The organism is Methanosphaera sp. BMS (genome assembly GCF_003268005.1).
In the GTDB taxonomy this organism is placed as follows: domain Archaea; phylum Methanobacteriota; class Methanobacteria; order Methanobacteriales; family Methanobacteriaceae; genus Methanosphaera.
In genome coordinates this window covers 934,587-951,767 of record NZ_CP014213.1, presented here as the reverse complement: position 1 = coordinate 951,767, position 17,181 = coordinate 934,587, and the positions used below count along the sequence as shown (strand labels likewise).

Genomic DNA, 17,181 nt, shown 5'->3' with positions numbered 1-17,181 from the left:
AAACAGTAATGTAAAATGTATGGATATTAAAAGTTAATATGCAAAAAAAAATAGTGGTGGAAGATTTAATCATATAAATCCTCCAAGGTCATAAGTTCGAATTTTATTGTACCGTAATGGTTTGGTTGGTTTCACAACGCTCATAGTTGCTGCTTGTAAATACAGCACTTAACGTGTAATCTTTGGATTTCATGCTTTCAGGTATTAAGTATTCAACACTTGCAATACCGTCAACAACATTTGCATAGATTACCTTACCGTTAGTGTCTTTCAATGTTTTACCATTGATTTTAAGAACTACTTTACCTCCATTGACGTTTGCACCATTGTCGGTAACCTTAACGGTAAACGTAGCGTTTTCACCTTTTGTAACTGTAGCGGCACTGGTAATTTCAATATCTGCAACACCACTTAAAACAGTTTTTGGCTCAGCTGGTTTATCGTTGGATTTAAGATATTTACTTGAACCACTGTATACAGCTTCTATTGTCACGTTCTTACCGACTAAGTCTGATGGGACTTCATATTCATATGTGGCAACGCCGTCAACAACTTTGGCATAGATGACTTTGCCGTTTGCATCCTTAAGTGTTTTACCGTTTACTTTAAATGCAACTTTACCTGCTGATACAATTGAGTTATCACTAGCGGTTATGCGAGCTGTTAATGTAACAGTTTTACCGGCAGTTAAGGTCACATCATCAAGTGTTGTGGTGGTATTTACTTTATCAGCCGTTACTGTACATGTAGCCGTGTCCTCATCTATTGAGTAGATGTCATCCGGTACGTATTTGGCTGTAATGTCCACACTACCTGATGTTGTTGGTGTGTAGTCAAAGCTGGCAACACCATCCACTACGTTAACTTCTGCAAGTTTGGTCGTACCTTTAGTAAATATTACCTTACCTGCATTTACAAAGCCATCTTCACTTGTGACCGTAGCTGTGATTGTAGCCGTATCTCCAACTGCAATAGTCTGATCCTCGCTGATGGCTAGTGTAACTGGTATCTTGTTGATTGTAATGTCAATGTTTTCTTCACCCTCATATGCTGAGTCGACAAATTCGGCGTTAATGGTGTAGGTACCTACATCATCGTATTGAACAGTGATTGTTGCAATACCGTCCACTACGTTAACCGTGTCGATTACGTTTCCATTAGCATCGGTAAATATGATTTGACCCTGGTTGATAGGTTCATCCTCATAGGTTACATTAGCCGTTACAGTAATTGGGGTAGCTATAGCCACGTCACTAGTGGTTAATACAACGTCTGCCATCTGTTTGATTACTTCCACAATAATGGTTTCATCATCAGCGTAGTAGTTGTCACTTACATATTCAACGCTTATCTCATCATCAAATACTTCTGTAATTACGCCGAAGTCGTATGTAGCAGGACCATTGGATAGGTCACATTCAGCCAGTACATCGCCGTCAGAGTTAATGAATCTTATTTTACCTTCGGTTACTTCCACTCCATCGGATTCAACAGTTGCAGTAATCACAACATCATCTCCTACGAATGCGTCAACATCGCTGGTTATGATTGTTGCTTCTCTAGCTTCTGCATCTACAACAACTTCCTTATCCTCTGCAGAGTATTTGTAGTTATCATACTTGATTACCAAATTATGTGTACCTGCCTGTGGATAGTTGAATGTGAACGTGGTTGATTCACCTGTAATTGTAGTGGTGTTGACCACAGCATCATCCTCGTAGATGGTTATTGTACCCTGTGTAATGGCATTGCCCTGACCATCTGTTATGGTTATGGTTATTGGTATGTCTACGCCGAAGAGGTCTGAATATTCATCCTTATCGGTGTTGATTGTAACCTCTATCTTGTTGGTTGTTACGGTTGCAACAGCCGTATCGTTTTCATATTTATATGTACCAAGGTAGCTTACTGTAATATCTTCAACTCCTTCTAGGCTTGAAGTGTATGAGTATACCAGTTCGTCACCGTTTGCAAGGTTTGCAGTATATACAATGTTTCCTTCACCGTCTTTGAACTGTACTTTTCCAGCTGTTACCGGGTTGTTGTTTTCATCCACTAGTGTAGCCGTGATTGTTACGGTATCGTCAACGTTTACTGTCGGACTGTTAACCGTTAGAGTGGTATCATATTTAGTTACCGTTACGGTTGCTGTAGCAGTGCTGTTGACATATTTGGAACTTCCCCTGTATAAAATGGTGTATGTTTGAGTTATGGCATCACTTGCCGTGTATGAATATACAGGTTCTTCTCCATTGTTTAGGATAACTGTGTGTACAATGTTTCCATCTTCATCCTTGAAGTATATGGTACCTGTTGTAACTGGGTTGTTGTCCTTGTCAAGTACTGTTGCAGTAAGTGTTACCGTGTCGTCAACCTTTACATTTTGGTCTTCAACGCTTGTTGTGGTTGGTACCTTGTGTATGTTAATGGTTACGTCCTTGTCGCTTGCAGTGTATTTTCCATCCTCATATCTGAGAGTTATTGTTTCAGTAGCTACATCCCGATAGACTAACTTGATAGTCGTGTTTTCACCTGTAACCTCATATGAATTTAATGGCATGCCTTCCTTGAGAAGTGTAATCGTACCCTGGGTTACAGCGTTTCCTTCACCATCTTCTATTTTGATGACTATAGGAGTGTCTTCATCGATATAACCGTTGATTACATCATCGGCCACGATTGTAGCTTGTACTTTACTTGCAACAACGGTTACTGTTACGTTATCAGTTACATATTTAACATTTTCATATGATAGGTTGTAGTAGTACGTACCTTCAAAGACCGTTACGGTAAATACCGGCTCTTGTGTTGACAGGTCAATTACCTGATCAGGTGTACCGACTATTGCTTGACCAAGGATGTTAACGGCTTTAAGCCTTACAGTACCTACGGTTAATACTTCATCGCCACTTGTTACTGTAAATGGAATACTGGTTGCATCGGTTGCAATCGTATTGATGGTAGTAGGGTTGACGTTAATTGTAGCAGGTAACTGTGTGACTGTTATGACTACTGTTGCATCATCTTCTACCTCATAGTTGCCGTTACCCTCATATTTAAGGACATATGTCTCCTGAGTAGCCTCGGTATATGCAGGTATGTTGAATGTAGCTGTGCCTGTTGTTAGTTCGCATTCATCCACAACTTCATCATCCTTGTATAATACCAGTTTACCGACGGTAATTGGTTCATCATCACATAATACATTAGCCGTGATAGTTATATCTTCACCAGCATAGACATCTATTGCATTTGTCGTGTTGATTTCTGCTTCTTTGCTGAATACGGTAATTGTTAAGTCCCAATCAGCTGCTTTATATTTACCATCCTCATATTTTATGGTAATGTCATACTGACCTGCTAGTGGATAGTTGAACGTAGCAGTTGTTTGCTCACCAGTAATAGTTATAGGATCAATCACATCATTGCCGTCTTCATCAACAAAGGATAATGTACCCTGTGTAACAGCTTCATCATCTTCATCAGTAATGTATACTGTGACTGTAATGTCTTCATCGAAGTATCCTTCTTCATCATCAGCTGCAACATATGCGTCTAATTTACTTGCAATAACTTCAATTGTAACATTGTCTGCTACATAGTCGTCATCAGCATATGATAGGTTGTAGTAGTATGTACCTTCATAAAGTGTTACAGTAAATTCTGGGTTGTCTATTGCAAGGTCAATTGTTTGATCAGGCGTACCTACTAATGGTTCACCATTCTCATTAACCACTTTAACAGTTACAGTACCATGATTGAGTACTTCATCACCGCTTGTTACCGTAAATGGAATTACAGTAGCATCAGTTGCTATAACATCTACAGGAGTGGTAATGTCTATTGTTGCAGGTATCATATCGATTGTTAAGTCAATCGTTTTTTCGCTGCTTACATATACACCACTGTCATCATAGTATTTGATTGTAACTTCATTATCACCGTATAGGTTGGTGTTAACTGTTACGTTAAATCCGGCAGCATCAGCAGCACAGTCACTTGAGATTAGTGTGTCACCGACATATAAATCAACAGTACCAGTAGTGACAATTGAGTCATCACTAGTTGCCTTTACAACAACAGTAATGTTTTCACCGTTAATTACTTCTGTAATGGTCAAGTCATCAATAGCAGTTAATACTAATCCTTCAGCAACTACAACATCATTAACCGTGTTACCGGTAGCTGTAACACTACCTGAACCGGCAACAAATTCTGTGTCATCACCGTTTATGGTTGAATCAGTAATTGTTACATCATAACCAGCATATGCATATACGATGTCACCGTATCCGTTACCTTCATTGTTTTCGAATGTACATTCTGTAATGGTTAAATCGTCACCGGCCTGTGTGAATACTCCAGTATATCCTGTACCTTCGTTTCCTGTGAATGTATCGTTGGTGAATGTTGCAATACCTTGTATGGTTGCTACACCTGTATCGTATGCTTTGTTGTTTTCGTATACGTTGTTTGCTGAGTTTAATGTAGTGTCTGGCATTGTGAATACTGCACCGGCACATCCATTGTCTTTTGCTTCGTTTCCACGGAATATGTTGTTTTCTAGTGTTATGGTGTAGTCTGGGTCTCCACCATTGTTTATACAGATTGCAGCTCCCATAGGTACTCTGTCTCCACTTCCTTGACCATCTATCCAGTTGTTTGTGAAGTTGTTGTTGGTTATGATGGCTGAGTGGAAGGTGTCTATAGCTGCACCGTATAGTGCGTCGTTGTTGTCGAAGTTGTTGGAATCTATTGTTACGGTTCCTTCATCTCTGTGTAGGTTGTCGTTTATGGTGATTGCTCCACCGTGACGTCCTGTGTTTTGTGTGAAGTTTGAGTTTGTGATGGTTATGTCTTCGGAGTTGTTTAGTATTAGTATTGCTCCTGCTACTCCACCGTCACCGTTAGGTTCTACGTCGTTGTGTGCTGCGACGTTTGCGGTGAATACGGATTCATCTACTGTTAGTTCTCCGAATGCACAGATTGCTCCTCCACCGTAGTCTTTGCTTCCGGCACCTTGGTGTGTGGTTACTTGGTTGTTGGTGAATTTTGTTCTGTTGACTGTTAGTGTACCATCAGTTAAGATTGCTCCACCTCTGTATAATGCCTGGTTGTCTTCGAATACAGCATCATTAATTGTTAAGTCACCATGGTTTATGATTGCCGCACCATTGTCAGCCTGAGCATTAGCAACTGTTAGGTTATTGATTGTTACTGTTTGACCTTCGCCTACTGTTAAGAATTGCATTCCACTAGCGTCAATGGTTTTACCGTTTCCTTCAATTGTGAAACTTTCTGCTGGGAACGTGTCATCCAGTACGATAGGTTCTGTTTCAGTATATGTAGTACCGGTTAGGTTGGCAACTACATTGAATGCTATCTGTTCGGATTTAATTAATGCTACTAAATCTACAAGTTCCTGGTAATCGGCTACATCGAATACAATAGGATCTTTAAAGTCTGTGTATGCGAATGTTACACCGTTTACTTTTACGTTTGTACCTTCAAAGTCATCTGAATTGGCAGGTGACATCAGGTCACCGAATTCGTTTTCGGTAATGATAGTTGAATCGGTTATTGTTACCTCATAACCCTCATATGCATATGCTATGTCACCGTATCCGTTACCTTCATTGTTTTCAAATGTACATCCTGTAATGGTTAGTTCATCACCTGCTTGTGTGAATACTCCAGTATATCCTGTACCTTCGTTTCCTGTGAATGTATCGTTGGTGAATGTTGCACTGCCTTGTATACATGCTACACCGGTATCGTATGCTTTGTTGTTTTCGTATACGTTGTTGGATGATACTATTGTACTATCTGGCATTGTTAACATTACACCGCCACAACCATTATCTTGTGCTTCATTTTCTTTGAAGGTGTTGTTAATGAGTGTTAATGTATATTCGTAGTCTCCTTGGTTTGCACAGATAGCTGCACCCATAGGTACTCTATCTCCACTACCTTGACCTGTAACAGTATTTTTAGTGAAGTTGTTGTTGGTTATGTTTGCTTGTTGATAAGTATCTATTGCTGCTCCGTATAAAGCCGTGTTTTCAACGAAGTTGTTTTTGTTGATTGTAACTTTTTTGGTGTTTTCTTTGTCATTGTTGTTTATTGTTATTGCTCCACCGTGACGTCCGTCGTTTTTGGTGAAGTTGGATGTTGTGATTGAAACTTCCTGTGTAGTGTTTAGTACAAGTATAGCTCCAGCTACTCCACCGTCACCGTTAGGTTCTACATCATTGTGTGCAGCGGTATTTTCAACGAAATTGGAGGTTTGCACGGATAATTTACCTAATGAACAGATTGCTCCTCCACCATAATCCTTTTGACCTGCACCTTGGTGTGTGGTAACTTCGTTATTAGTGAAGTTTGTTTTAGTAATTGTTAAATTACCAGTACTGTAAATTGCTCCACCATTGTATAATGCACTATTATCTTCAAATACTGAATCGCTATTAACTGTTAATGAACCATAGTTTAATACTGCTGCTCCATTATCTGCCTGTGCATTCTTGATTGTTAAATTTCGTATTGTAAGTGATTTTCCTTCACCTATTGTAACAAATTGCATGCCGTTAGCGTCTATTGTCTTACCGTTACCGATAAATGTTACTGGACAATTGATGTTCTCATATGCTATCGGTTCAGTTTCAGTATATACTGCATCACCTGTAAAGTTTATGTATACTGGGTCAGCACTATTATACTGATTATTAAGTACATCAGTGATAGCTACTAACTCTGCATAATTGGATACGGATACTTCAAGGTTACCATTATTCATTGAATCTACGTCTAAACCATTAACGATGTCATTTTCCATATTTGCTACACCGTTATTCCATACACTTGCAATAGCACGATTATTTGTGTCTGATATATTGGAATTGGTAATTGATGTTGAAGCATATCGGGTATATATTGTTGAACCGCTAGCTGATGTAGCGACATTATCTTCAAATTTACAATTATCGATTACTGTTGAACTAGATCCTCCATTGAAAGGACCACTATTACTATCATAGATAGCAGGATAGTCATTTGCAGTATTGTCAGTAAAGTTACTGTTTGTTATTGAAGCATGTTTGAATAATCTTGGTAGATTATATGTATCCCAAGTTGAGTAATATGCACCACCATTACTGGTAGCCGTATTCTGGTCAAATGAACATTCATCAATATTCATCGTGGTATTTCCAATAGTGGCTATGGCTCCACCATTATTTGCAGAGTTTTCTGTAAACGTACAATTGTTTATATTTGCAGTGGTTCCAGTACCATTGTTTATTGTGAATATTGCACCACCAGTTTCAACTGCCGTATTTTGTTCAAATACGGAATCTTTGATTGTTGAGGAGGTAGCTTCATCTTCTATTGCTCCACCATCATATGCTTCATTTTCTGTAAATGTACAGTTTTCTATGGTTGCTCCTGGTCCGCTATTATATATAGCTCCACCGGAACCATAATTGGTTGTACCCTCTTCGAAAGTTGTTGAAGCGGTATTTTTTTCAAAGGTAGTGTTTTTAACAGATAAACTACCTGGTGCTCCATTATCTACTAAATCATTTACACAGATAGCTCCACCTAATGGGTTTCTATTACCAGAACCTATACCTTTTACGGAGTTTTCTTCAAATACAGAGTCTTCAATGATTAGATCATTGTATACTTCTATAGCTCCACCATAGATAGCCTGGTTTCCGGTAAATGTTGAACCGGTAATTTTCTTTATACCTTGGTTTCTTCCTTCATCATCACAGATTAATAATGCTCCACCGTGTCTACCTTTGTTGTTTGTGAAAGTTGTATTAGTTATTATCATATCACTTATACTATCCTTAACACGAATTGCTCCACCGTCAGCACCGTTACTTGATGAAGATGTATCTGTATATTGACCAATGTTTGAGTCAAATGTGGAATCTTCTATGTATATAGCACCGGTAGTATAGATACCAGCTCCACCGTCATTGTCACCGTGACTACCATCTGTTACAAGGTTGTCTTTGAATGTTACGTTTTTGGCGTTAACTGTTCCGGTTGAGTAGATTGCTCCACCTTTTTTAGTGGCTTCGTTTGCCTGTAATGTAACGTTTTCAAGGTTAACTGTTCCGATTGAGTAGATTGCTCCACCATTTGTTGCTATACTGTTTTTAATAATGGAATTCGTTAATGTAATTGTTCCATTATTGTTTATTGCTCCACCGTCGTCAGCAGATGTTCCATCAATGATTATATTGTTAATTATCAAGGTTCTTCCTGAGTTAATCGTGAAAAACTGATTGGAGTTTCCGGTAATTGTTGCACCGTTTCCTTCAATTGTTAACGTCGGATTACCCATTGAAGTCCATTTGATTGGAGCATCCACTTCGTATGTTCCGCTCTGACTTAATGAGATGACGTATGAGTTTGCGTCATTATCATCCATTTTAGCTGTATTTACAGCCGTCTTTAACTCAGAGTAGTCATTTGCCGGCAATTGTTGTTGTGCTCCTTTAACAGAGCGTTCTTCTTTAATTGCTTCGTTCGTTATTATCTCATTATTACTTTGAACATCACTCGATGCTGTTACAGCATCGGCTGTTATGGTATCATCGTCTACTGTTGCAGCTGGACTGTCATCAACTGCCGCTGAGACTCCTCCTATAATTAGTAATGCTACAAAGATTAATGAAATAAATGTAAAAATTTTTACATTCTTTTTATTCATTTTAAATCACATTATAATTATAATTACATCAATGAAAATACCCTGTCTTAACTATTTTTAAATTGTTATGATAGTTGAATAGGTATTATCATTGAATGATATTTAATATGTTTGTAATAAGTATATATTTTTTATTATTTTTGGAAAATTAGTTATAAATAAATGATTTTATTTCCACTAGTATTTTTTTTTAAAAAAAAGCAGTTTATATTCATATATTTTTTAAAATTATAAAATTTTATATTGTTTTGTGATTTTATAATTGAATTATTGGTATTTTGGTGTATGGTTTTTGTATTATAAGATTTTTATTATTTGAAGTGTTTTTTGCTATAATTCACATTGGATTTTTCACTTAAAAAAAATGTTGTTTAAAAGAGGGGGTGGTGTTTAGGTTATTTGTCTTTTATTTCGTCAGGGTATCTGTATCTTTCTTCTTTGGTCATGGATTCTATTATTTCTTGATTTTCCTTTCCTTTTTTTCTTGAATATATAAGGCAAATTGCCGCTATTATAAACGTGAATATTGCGGCAGGTGCTAATCCAAGACTGTTTTGTATGGCCTGTTCTAGAAATACAAGCAGTGGTAGGAGGGTGACTGTTGATATGATGAATATCCATTCGTTTATGCCGTGTCTGTATCTTTCGTTTGGTTTGGGTATTCCCAGTCCGGGGTTTCCCTCGGTTTTTTGCAGTCCCCTGTACTCGGATATTGCTCTTGGCATTCCAAATAGGCTATATGCTACAGATAACATTATTACATAAGTACTTATGCTATTTATTATGTCCAAGTTTTTTCACTTCCTTTGTTCATGGATGTATATATTGTCATCATCAACTATAAATTTTTTGGTTATACTAAATTCATAATTTCACCCTTGATGAAGTTTTAATAAAACAGGTGGTCCCCATGAAAAAAGAATTAAAAAGAAAACTATTTAATAAAATTATTACAAACTATAATATAACCAGTAAGTGTGGAGTAGTATATATGAAGTTTAGGAAAATTTTATTACCGGTAGATGGAAGTGTAAATTCTGAGCAAACAATTGATTATGCTTTAAGTATTGCAGCAAAAGAAAAAGCGGAATTAATCATATTGCACGTATCAGATTCTAAAAGATTAACCAGTCTTCCTGATCAGTCCTTTGAAAAAGATGAGGAAGTAGATGCTGAAAGTGAAGGTAATAGAATTGTAAATAGAGTCAGAAAATTAATTGAAGAAAAAGATGAATATACTGATGACATTAGAATTTCAACAATAACCGTTGATGGTCATCCATCCGAAACAATACTTAAGGTAGCTACAATTAAGGAAGCAGATGTGATTGCAATAGCTACTAGTGGTAAACACATGATTAACAGATTCCTATTGGGAAGTGTTACTGAAAAGATTATCAGACAATCCAAAATACCTGTACTTGTTGTTCCACCACTTGAGGATTAAACATTATTAATCTTTTTTTTTAACCATTTTTTTTATCATTATAATAATTAATTCTTATCCTTATAATAATTCCTACTCATTTTATTCAAAATATATTGTAAAGGTTATACCGAATACCTTTCGGATAAAAATTAAAATACGCTCTTTTTAAGCATCAAAACGTTTTTCTTTTAAAAATCGATAAAGACATAGATATTGCCTTTTATATAATCTATTTCCATTTAAAATATTAACGGTATATGTAAAATTAGCGGGTAAATTTTAAAAAAAGGAGCATATGATTAATCATCACATACAAATGTGAGATAATCACTTTCAATTGACGCATCAAAGAAGGTGTCAATCATATCCAGGGATACATATTCACTATTTATCAAGTGAATCTCGGTCTCAACGCCAATATCTGTCAAACAATCATATAATGCATCAAGATTTTTACCATAATAATCCGGAAAGTCAAATACCTTCTTGAGATAACTATGGGATTTCTTATTAATTTTCTTTCCGTCAAGTGTTATAATCTTCAATTTAACAACCTCATCTCTATACTTCTTTAAATGTATTGTAATGATCATCGGTATAATATACCTTGTAGTCATTGGTTGAATACACTATTCTTTTTGCTCCACGTGAGGTACCGTTAGCGTCAATATCACATTCAATGTACTTTTTCTGGCTATGCGGCAGCACACCTTGCCTGTTGGTAAATACGTCTCCACCAATACTTTTTCCGGGAGCATAGCTTTTAAGAGGACCGCCCGTCCAGCCCAATTTCTGAGCTTCCTTTTTGGTAATGTAATTATTCGGTAGCTTATGATATGTTTTAATGTATGCCGCTACTTCCCCTACACTGACATACTCTCCATCTTCCGTAATGTTAAGCTGGGTATTATTAGCAGTAACATTAGTGTCATTTGACGAGGTGTCAAATGAATTAAAACCAAATAACACTCCAATGGCTATCATTATCAATACGGCTATGATGGATAATAACTGTTTGTTCATAACTCATCTTTCCTATAATAATTTATTTGATAGAGTAAATATGCTATATGTGCTTAGTTGTGTCGCTGTTCATACTTTGAAAGTATGTCATCAACATTAACAAAGTACTTCCTATTTTTAAGCAGCTTGTTTTTTCTTCTCTTGTTAATACAGGAGTATTCTTCATCATCCTCCCTTAAGGCAAGGCTGATACTACAGTAGTCATCCATATTCTCATCATTTAACTTTTGATTGGTATATATTAGCTGCGGCTTTTTGGTTAAAGTGACAACAGCACACAAGTCAAGATCATAGAGTGACGATATGGTATATGAACCTGATTCTTTTGACAAGTCCACCTCATCGATTAGCTTATTGATACTGGTATCCAACGATACCGTATCGGTCATAAATGCTATTTCAGAGAATATGAGCTTATTATCTATACGGTATGCAAATTCCGTGTCTATGAGTGCCTCGATGAATCTTCTCGCAGGATACTTGACAATTATCTGAAAGCCCATCCAGAAACCTGTTTCTATCATGTCATCGATTATTAATGAGTAGTCATAGTCTTTTGGCAGATAATAATTATCCAGTACCAGCAGGTTATTGTCTTCAAATTCATCTAAAAGATTGTAAGCGATATATCCTATAACCTCTTTTTCATATACAAGTTCCTTAAATAAAAAGAACGTATCTTCACTGTCTGCTAATTCGTCATCCAATTCAATTGTCTGATAAAGGGAATCATATTTTTCATTAAGAAAATCATTCAACCGAATCGTATTGGGAATATTCTCCTCATCTATCGCCAGATAAAATTTCTTGTTATCATCCGGATTTTCAAAGCTTTGATATTTATTCTGCATATTTAATCTCCATGATACTATTTTAGTATATCATTATTAATTAACTTCTTGTAGGCTGATGACAAAGAAATTTTTATTTTTATCTTCGTTATTCCAACCTATAACGAAGTAAAAAATTCACGACAAATAATATAAAAATATCCAATCACATTCACGAAAAGATAACATGACCCATTTAACCAACACCCATTATATTTAATATAATATGTTTCACAGCTACTTTAATATCACCAGACTATGAACGCCTAGAAGATAGTAAAACTTAAACTGTCAATTAATTATAATTATATTTATAGTCATGGGGGTGATTTGATTTCCCACTGATACTTTTTTTTTAACTATTATGAGGGTTTGCGACAATTATTTTGCCATAGAAATCGTATTCTTATAAACAAATATATTAAACAAAACGTCAACAGGGATATATTAGATATTATAAACAGTACAAACAAATTTTTGTTTAAAAGTCCTTAAAATGAATTGTTGCACACTCTCTTAATTCAATTAATAGTATATTGTTTGCTATTTGCTAATAATAATATATGTTTTTTGTTCGGTATTTGCGAATAATTTTATGTATTTTTTGTTCGGTATTTGCGAATGATTTTTATATAACTATAAACATATTATATATTAATGGTGATTTTTATGGATAATGCACTATCTAATTATATTAATAAACAATTAACAGAAGTTCCTTCATCTTTAAATAACAAATTATTTTCATTTAATGGTATAAAATATAATAAACGTCATGAATTTGACATTATCAAAAGAAGAATTGATGATTATTTACAACATGAAAGTGATGAAAGATTATTTATTTTACCTGGTCTTAGAGGTGTTGGAAAAACCACTTTATTATATCAGGCATATGAATATCTGTTAAAGCAAAAAGATATTTCTTCTAGTGATATATTATATATCTCTTGTGATGAAATAAATGCTCTTGGTGAAGTTAACTTAAAAGATGTTATTGAAGATTACTTGCAAACGGTCCATAATACTACGCCTGCATTGCTTGATAAACAGTTATTCATATTCATTGATGAAGCACATTATGATAAAAATTGGGATTTACATGTTAAATTAATATATGATAAAACTTTCAATATATTTATGATGTTATCTGGATCATCTTCATTACATCTGAATTTTAATGCAGATGTTGCTAGACGATTAAAGATGCATGAGATTTTACCATTAAATTATACTCAACATTTGAAACTAAAATATGATTATAGTACTCCTATTTCTAATGATTTGGTTGAATTATTGTTTGAGGGTAATGTGAAAAATGCACAAAAACAGGAGTTTAAAACTTTTCAAGATTTAATAAATATTGATGGTTATGTTCTAAATGATTGGGAAACTTATTTTAAGTATGGTGGCTTTTGTTCTGTATTAAATAAAAAGTATCTTACTGATATGACAGAAGAATTATGGTCAATAGTATCTAAGATAATTACACAAGATATTACTCCTGAATATAATTTAAATAAAAATGCACAGGATAATGTATATAGGGTACTTGTTTTGATATCTTCACAAAAACCAGGTCAAATCAGTCAAAATAAAGTGGCAGCTAATTTAAACAATAGTACAAGCACTATTAATAGGATATTCAACATTTTAGAACAGACACGTATAATGTTTCATTATCAAGCATATGGTGGATCTGAAACTCAATCTAGAAGATCATGGAAGTATTATATTGCAACTCCAAGTCTGAAAAATGGGATTAATAAGAAGTTTGGTCATAGCATAACAAAAAAACAGGATTATGAAGGCATATTACTTGAAAATTTAGTAGCTTCATTATTATTTAATTTAAAAAATAGGCTAAGTTACCAGCCGGATAAAATATTTAACATATTCTATGATAAAACTAGTGGAGGACCTGATTTTATCATACAAAAAGAGTTTCATCAACCTATTCCAATAGAGGTGGGAATTGGTAAAAAAAATAACAGGCAAGTAAAGAAATTCATGAATAAATATGATAGTCCTTATGCTATAATAATCTCTAATAAAACAAATAAAATTGAGAAAAATGATGATATAATCTATGTTCCACCAAAAACATTTTCATTTATATAGAAATTAATTAATCTATTATTTATCTATTTTTTCACAATATAGTTAAAAACCTAATTATAGTGTTTTGCAATATTAATTTTTGTATATTGTTATATATGGGTAATACTTAATAATTTTTTGAAGTTATGTTATTTTTATGTTTAATTATTAATTCTTAAGACCCATCAGGTATTGCTTCTTATTACCCTTAATTTTGTAGTGTTATTGTAGTAGTATAGTATTTACTGAAAGTATGATAATCATCAATGTAATAATTTCATAATCTTTCTTCAAGTTCTAATTAATTCATAGGAATATGAATAAATAGGGGATTATATGAATCATAAAAAGGGAATATGTATAAATGCAGCACGTAACATAATAAGAAAAAGTAAGTGGAAATCCAATCATAAATGACTGTATAATTTGGTTAGAGACTTTCCACGTAAAATCAAACTGTAAAAATAAAAAGTAAATCCCCTGATATTGCATCATCTTCTCGACTATGATTAATTGGCTTAATTACCTATTATTCTAGTGATTCATAGAATTTGTCACATAATTTATAGATGTATTCCCTTCTTTTTATCACGTCAATCCATTCGGTGGGTATTGATTCATGGCCATAGTATAATGCCGAGAGTCCTGCTGTTATGATTGCATTGGTATCGGTATCACCGCCGATATTAACTGCCTTGAGAACGGATTCTTCATAGCTGTCGGTAGTGTAACATGTATGTATTGCAATATTCAATGAATTTACGACATAGCCCTTGCCGCGGATGGCTTCATCATCCCATGAAAATATGCTTCCATCATATATCATGTAAAGCTCTTTGGTTAGCTTTACGCTTTCAATATAGTCATGACACCTGCTAATAGCATTCTCCAATATTGATTTGAAATCCAATTCATCCCTATACTTGAGTATCTCCTCTATTATGATGTTATAGATATAACATGATGCCTTACTGATGATATGAGCATGGGTTAACGCGGATACGTTGTATATTATCTCTTTTTTCTCATCAACGGATAAGTCCTTATCATACAGGTATAATATGATTGGCATTATCCTCATGAGTGACCCGTTGCCGTTTGAGCGCAGACCGTCACAGCCTGATTCCAATGCACTTCTGCCGTTTGCATAGTTGTTGATTGCATCCCGTGTAGTATTGCCAATATCAAATAGGTGGTTATCTGGGGTATATGCTGCCTCAAAGTAGTATAATGCAAATTTTCTCATCATATCCTCATAGTCCAGGCCGTTAAGTAGGCTGTCCATACATGCAAGCATAAGTGATGAGTCATCAGACCATGTGCCTGGCTCCTGATTGTATGTACCATAACCGGTCATACCGACGGCAGGGTTGGCAGTCATCTCCTCCTTATGATGAAATTCATATGGAACGCCGAGAGCGTCGGCTACAACCGATCCCATTATTGCAGCTTTAATGTCATCTATTTTCATAAATATTACCTTAATTTTTTGGATTTATTCTAATTCTTTAACTATTCTTGAGAAGTTCTCTGATGTCTTTTTAGGATTTTCACTAAGCATTATGGCAGATACGACGGCCACACCATCAAAGCCATATCTTTTTACTATTTCACCCGCATTGTCCTCTTTTATTCCACCGATAGCAACTGTGGGTATGTTAATGTCCTCTTTTATTTTCAATAGATCATCATGTGTTGATATGCCCGCATCTTTCTTTGTATTGGTAGGATATATTCCACCTACTCCAAGATAGTCAGCCCCATCAGATTGGGCCTGTATTGCCTCATCATATGTGGTGGCACTTATTCCTATAATCTTATCATCGCCAAGTATCTCTCTTGCCACCGTACATGGCATGTCACTCTGGCCAAGATGTACACCTGCACAGCCTACCGCCTGTGCTATGTCCAGTCGGTCATTTATTATAAGGGGTACGTCGTATTTGTCGGTTATGGCCTTGACCTTTAATGCAAGTTCATAAAACTCACGTGTATCGGAGTCTTTTTCCCTTAGTTGAACCATCGTGGTTTTGCCCTTTACGGCCTCTTCTATTACATTTAAAAACTCATCCTCATTTAAATTGAACTGGTCTGTTACCAGATAGACACTATAATCAATCATATAAATTTGCTCCTTAGATTTATTCAAAATACTCTATTATAATATAATGCCGGATTATAATCTGCTGATTTTAATGTAATCCTGTACGGTCTGGTCATCCATGTTGGATAATTCATCTAAAAGTTCGCTTCTGAATGTACCTGTACCTTTATTGTTTACCTTTGTTGTTTGTGCTGCTATTTCACCTGCTATTCCGAGTACGGCCGTTGCGGTTATAGCCGCATATAATGGTGTTGTTATGGCATTGTATGCTGCCAGTATACAGCCAAGCATACATCCGCTGCCGGTTATCCGGCTCATCATGCTATGGCCGTTTTCTATTGCATATATCTCAACGCCGTCTGATATTATGTCTATTGGACCGGATACTGCTATTGTCGTATTTAACTTTTCTGCTATATTCTTGACTATTATTGCATTGGATTCAAGGGTATCATTGTTTATGACATCACTGTCTGCTACATCCACACCTTTTGCCTGTGTACATTCCTCTAGAATTCCTATCAGGTTTGCAAGTGTTTTTATCTCTGATAGGTTTCCCCTTATGATTGTAGGATTTGACTTTATCAAATCAAGTGATGTCTGATTTCTTATATTGCTTACACCTATTCCCACAGGATCCAATACGTATGCCTTTTCAAGTTTGTCTGCCGTTTCTGCTGCTATTTTCATGGCTTCTATCTGTTTCTGGTTTAATGTTCCTATATTTATCAATAAGGAGTTTACGATTGTGACCATCTCTTCTGCTTCAAGTGGTTCATTTGCCATTATGGGGGATGCCCCTACTGCCAGCACTGCATTTGCACAGTCGTTTACCGTTACGGTATTTGTTATGCAGTGAACTAGCGGACTTTCTTTTCTAAGTTTTGTAACACAATCACATATGTTGTTTATTACTTCATTCATTGATTAGCACTCCTTATCTTTTTTATTGAATTGTTGTTTTTATGTT

The 17,181-nt window shown here is 35.3% G+C and carries 10 protein-coding genes; 2 read left to right on the top strand and 8 right to left on the bottom strand.

Annotated elements, in window-relative coordinates:
• Positions 1 to 103 precede the first annotated feature (103 nt).
• Together AW729_RS03460 and AW729_RS03455 are read right to left on the bottom strand one after the other, a co-directional pair.
• A complete protein-coding gene (locus AW729_RS03460) occupies positions 104 to 8,725 on the bottom strand; it encodes an Ig-like domain repeat protein (protein ID WP_112123789.1) in 8,622 nt (2,873 codons plus the stop codon).
• Positions 8,726 to 9,120: 395 nt separating this feature from the next.
• Entirely contained in the window at positions 9,121 to 9,516 is a 396-nt protein-coding gene (locus AW729_RS03455) for a hypothetical protein (protein WP_112123788.1), read from the bottom strand.
• Positions 9,517 to 9,635: 119 nt separating this feature from the next.
• On the opposite strand from AW729_RS03455, the gene AW729_RS03450 reads away from it, so the two are divergent.
• Positions 9,636 to 10,172: a universal stress protein gene (locus AW729_RS03450; RefSeq protein WP_112123787.1), complete on the top strand. Its 537-nt coding sequence runs from the start codon at positions 9,636 to 9,638 to the stop codon at positions 10,170 to 10,172.
• 281 nt (positions 10,173 to 10,453) lie between these two features.
• Here the strand turns inward: AW729_RS03450 and AW729_RS03445 are convergent, their stop codons facing one another.
• From AW729_RS03445 to AW729_RS03435, 3 genes are read right to left on the bottom strand one after another with little or no spacing between them, the layout of a single operon-like run.
• Positions 10,454 to 10,699 carry a barstar family protein gene (locus AW729_RS03445; protein ID WP_112125223.1) on the bottom strand — a complete coding sequence of 82 codons (246 nt, stop codon included), beginning with the start codon at positions 10,697 to 10,699 and terminating at the stop codon, positions 10,454 to 10,456.
• Between the two features lie 16 nt (positions 10,700 to 10,715).
• Positions 10,716 to 11,177, bottom strand: coding sequence for a ribonuclease domain-containing protein (locus tag AW729_RS03440; RefSeq protein WP_112123786.1), 462 nt, complete (start codon positions 11,175 to 11,177; stop codon positions 10,716 to 10,718).
• Positions 11,178 to 11,230: 53 nt separating this feature from the next.
• Positions 11,231 to 12,028 (bottom strand): hypothetical protein, encoded by a 798-nt coding sequence (locus AW729_RS03435; RefSeq protein ID WP_112123785.1) that lies wholly within the window; start codon positions 12,026 to 12,028, stop codon positions 11,231 to 11,233.
• Between the two features lie 648 nt (positions 12,029 to 12,676).
• Here AW729_RS03435 and AW729_RS03430 point away from each other — a divergent pair.
• Positions 12,677 to 14,128: an ATP-binding protein gene (locus tag AW729_RS03430; RefSeq protein ID WP_162685764.1), complete on the top strand. Its 1,452-nt coding sequence runs from the start codon at positions 12,677 to 12,679 to the stop codon at positions 14,126 to 14,128.
• A 508-nt stretch (positions 14,129 to 14,636) separates the two neighbouring features.
• Here the strand turns inward: AW729_RS03430 and AW729_RS03425 are convergent.
• From AW729_RS03425 to thiM, 3 genes are read right to left on the bottom strand one after another with little or no spacing between them, the layout of a single operon-like run.
• Positions 14,637 to 15,578, bottom strand: coding sequence for an ADP-ribosylglycohydrolase family protein (locus AW729_RS03425; protein ID WP_112123783.1), 942 nt, complete (start codon positions 15,576 to 15,578; stop codon positions 14,637 to 14,639).
• A 24-nt stretch (positions 15,579 to 15,602) separates the two neighbouring features.
• Positions 15,603 to 16,229, bottom strand: a complete 627-nt coding sequence (gene thiE / locus AW729_RS03420) for a thiamine phosphate synthase (RefSeq protein ID WP_236951258.1) — start codon at positions 16,227 to 16,229, stop codon at positions 15,603 to 15,605.
• Between the two features lie 54 nt (positions 16,230 to 16,283).
• On the bottom strand, positions 16,284 to 17,135 hold the full coding sequence (gene thiM, locus AW729_RS03415; protein ID WP_112123782.1) for a hydroxyethylthiazole kinase: 852 nt from the start codon (positions 17,133 to 17,135) through the stop codon (positions 16,284 to 16,286).
• Positions 17,136 to 17,181: the final 46 nt, after the last annotated feature.

What these genes read in the sequence shown, in the direction of transcription:
- thiE (WP_236951258.1), bottom strand. Translation starts at nt 16,229, where the DNA reads ATGATTGATTATAGTGTCTATCTGGTAACAGACCAGTTCAATTTAAAT.
- thiM (WP_112123782.1), bottom strand. Translation starts at nt 17,135, where the DNA reads ATGAATGAAGTAATAAACAACATATGTGATTGTGTTACAAAACTTAGA.
- AW729_RS03430 (WP_162685764.1), top strand. Translation starts at nt 12,677, where the DNA reads ATGGATAATGCACTATCTAATTATATTAATAAACAATTAACAGAAGTT.
- AW729_RS03450 (WP_112123787.1), top strand. Translation starts at nt 9,636, where the DNA reads ATGAAAAAAGAATTAAAAAGAAAACTATTTAATAAAATTATTACAAAC.
- AW729_RS03440 (WP_112123786.1), bottom strand. Translation starts at nt 11,177, where the DNA reads ATGAACAAACAGTTATTATCCATCATAGCCGTATTGATAATGATAGCC.
- AW729_RS03435 (WP_112123785.1), bottom strand. Translation starts at nt 12,028, where the DNA reads ATGCAGAATAAATATCAAAGCTTTGAAAATCCGGATGATAACAAGAAA.
- AW729_RS03460 (WP_112123789.1), bottom strand. Translation starts at nt 8,725, where the DNA reads ATGAATAAAAAGAATGTAAAAATTTTTACATTTATTTCATTAATCTTT.
- AW729_RS03425 (WP_112123783.1), bottom strand. Translation starts at nt 15,578, where the DNA reads ATGAAAATAGATGACATTAAAGCTGCAATAATGGGATCGGTTGTAGCC.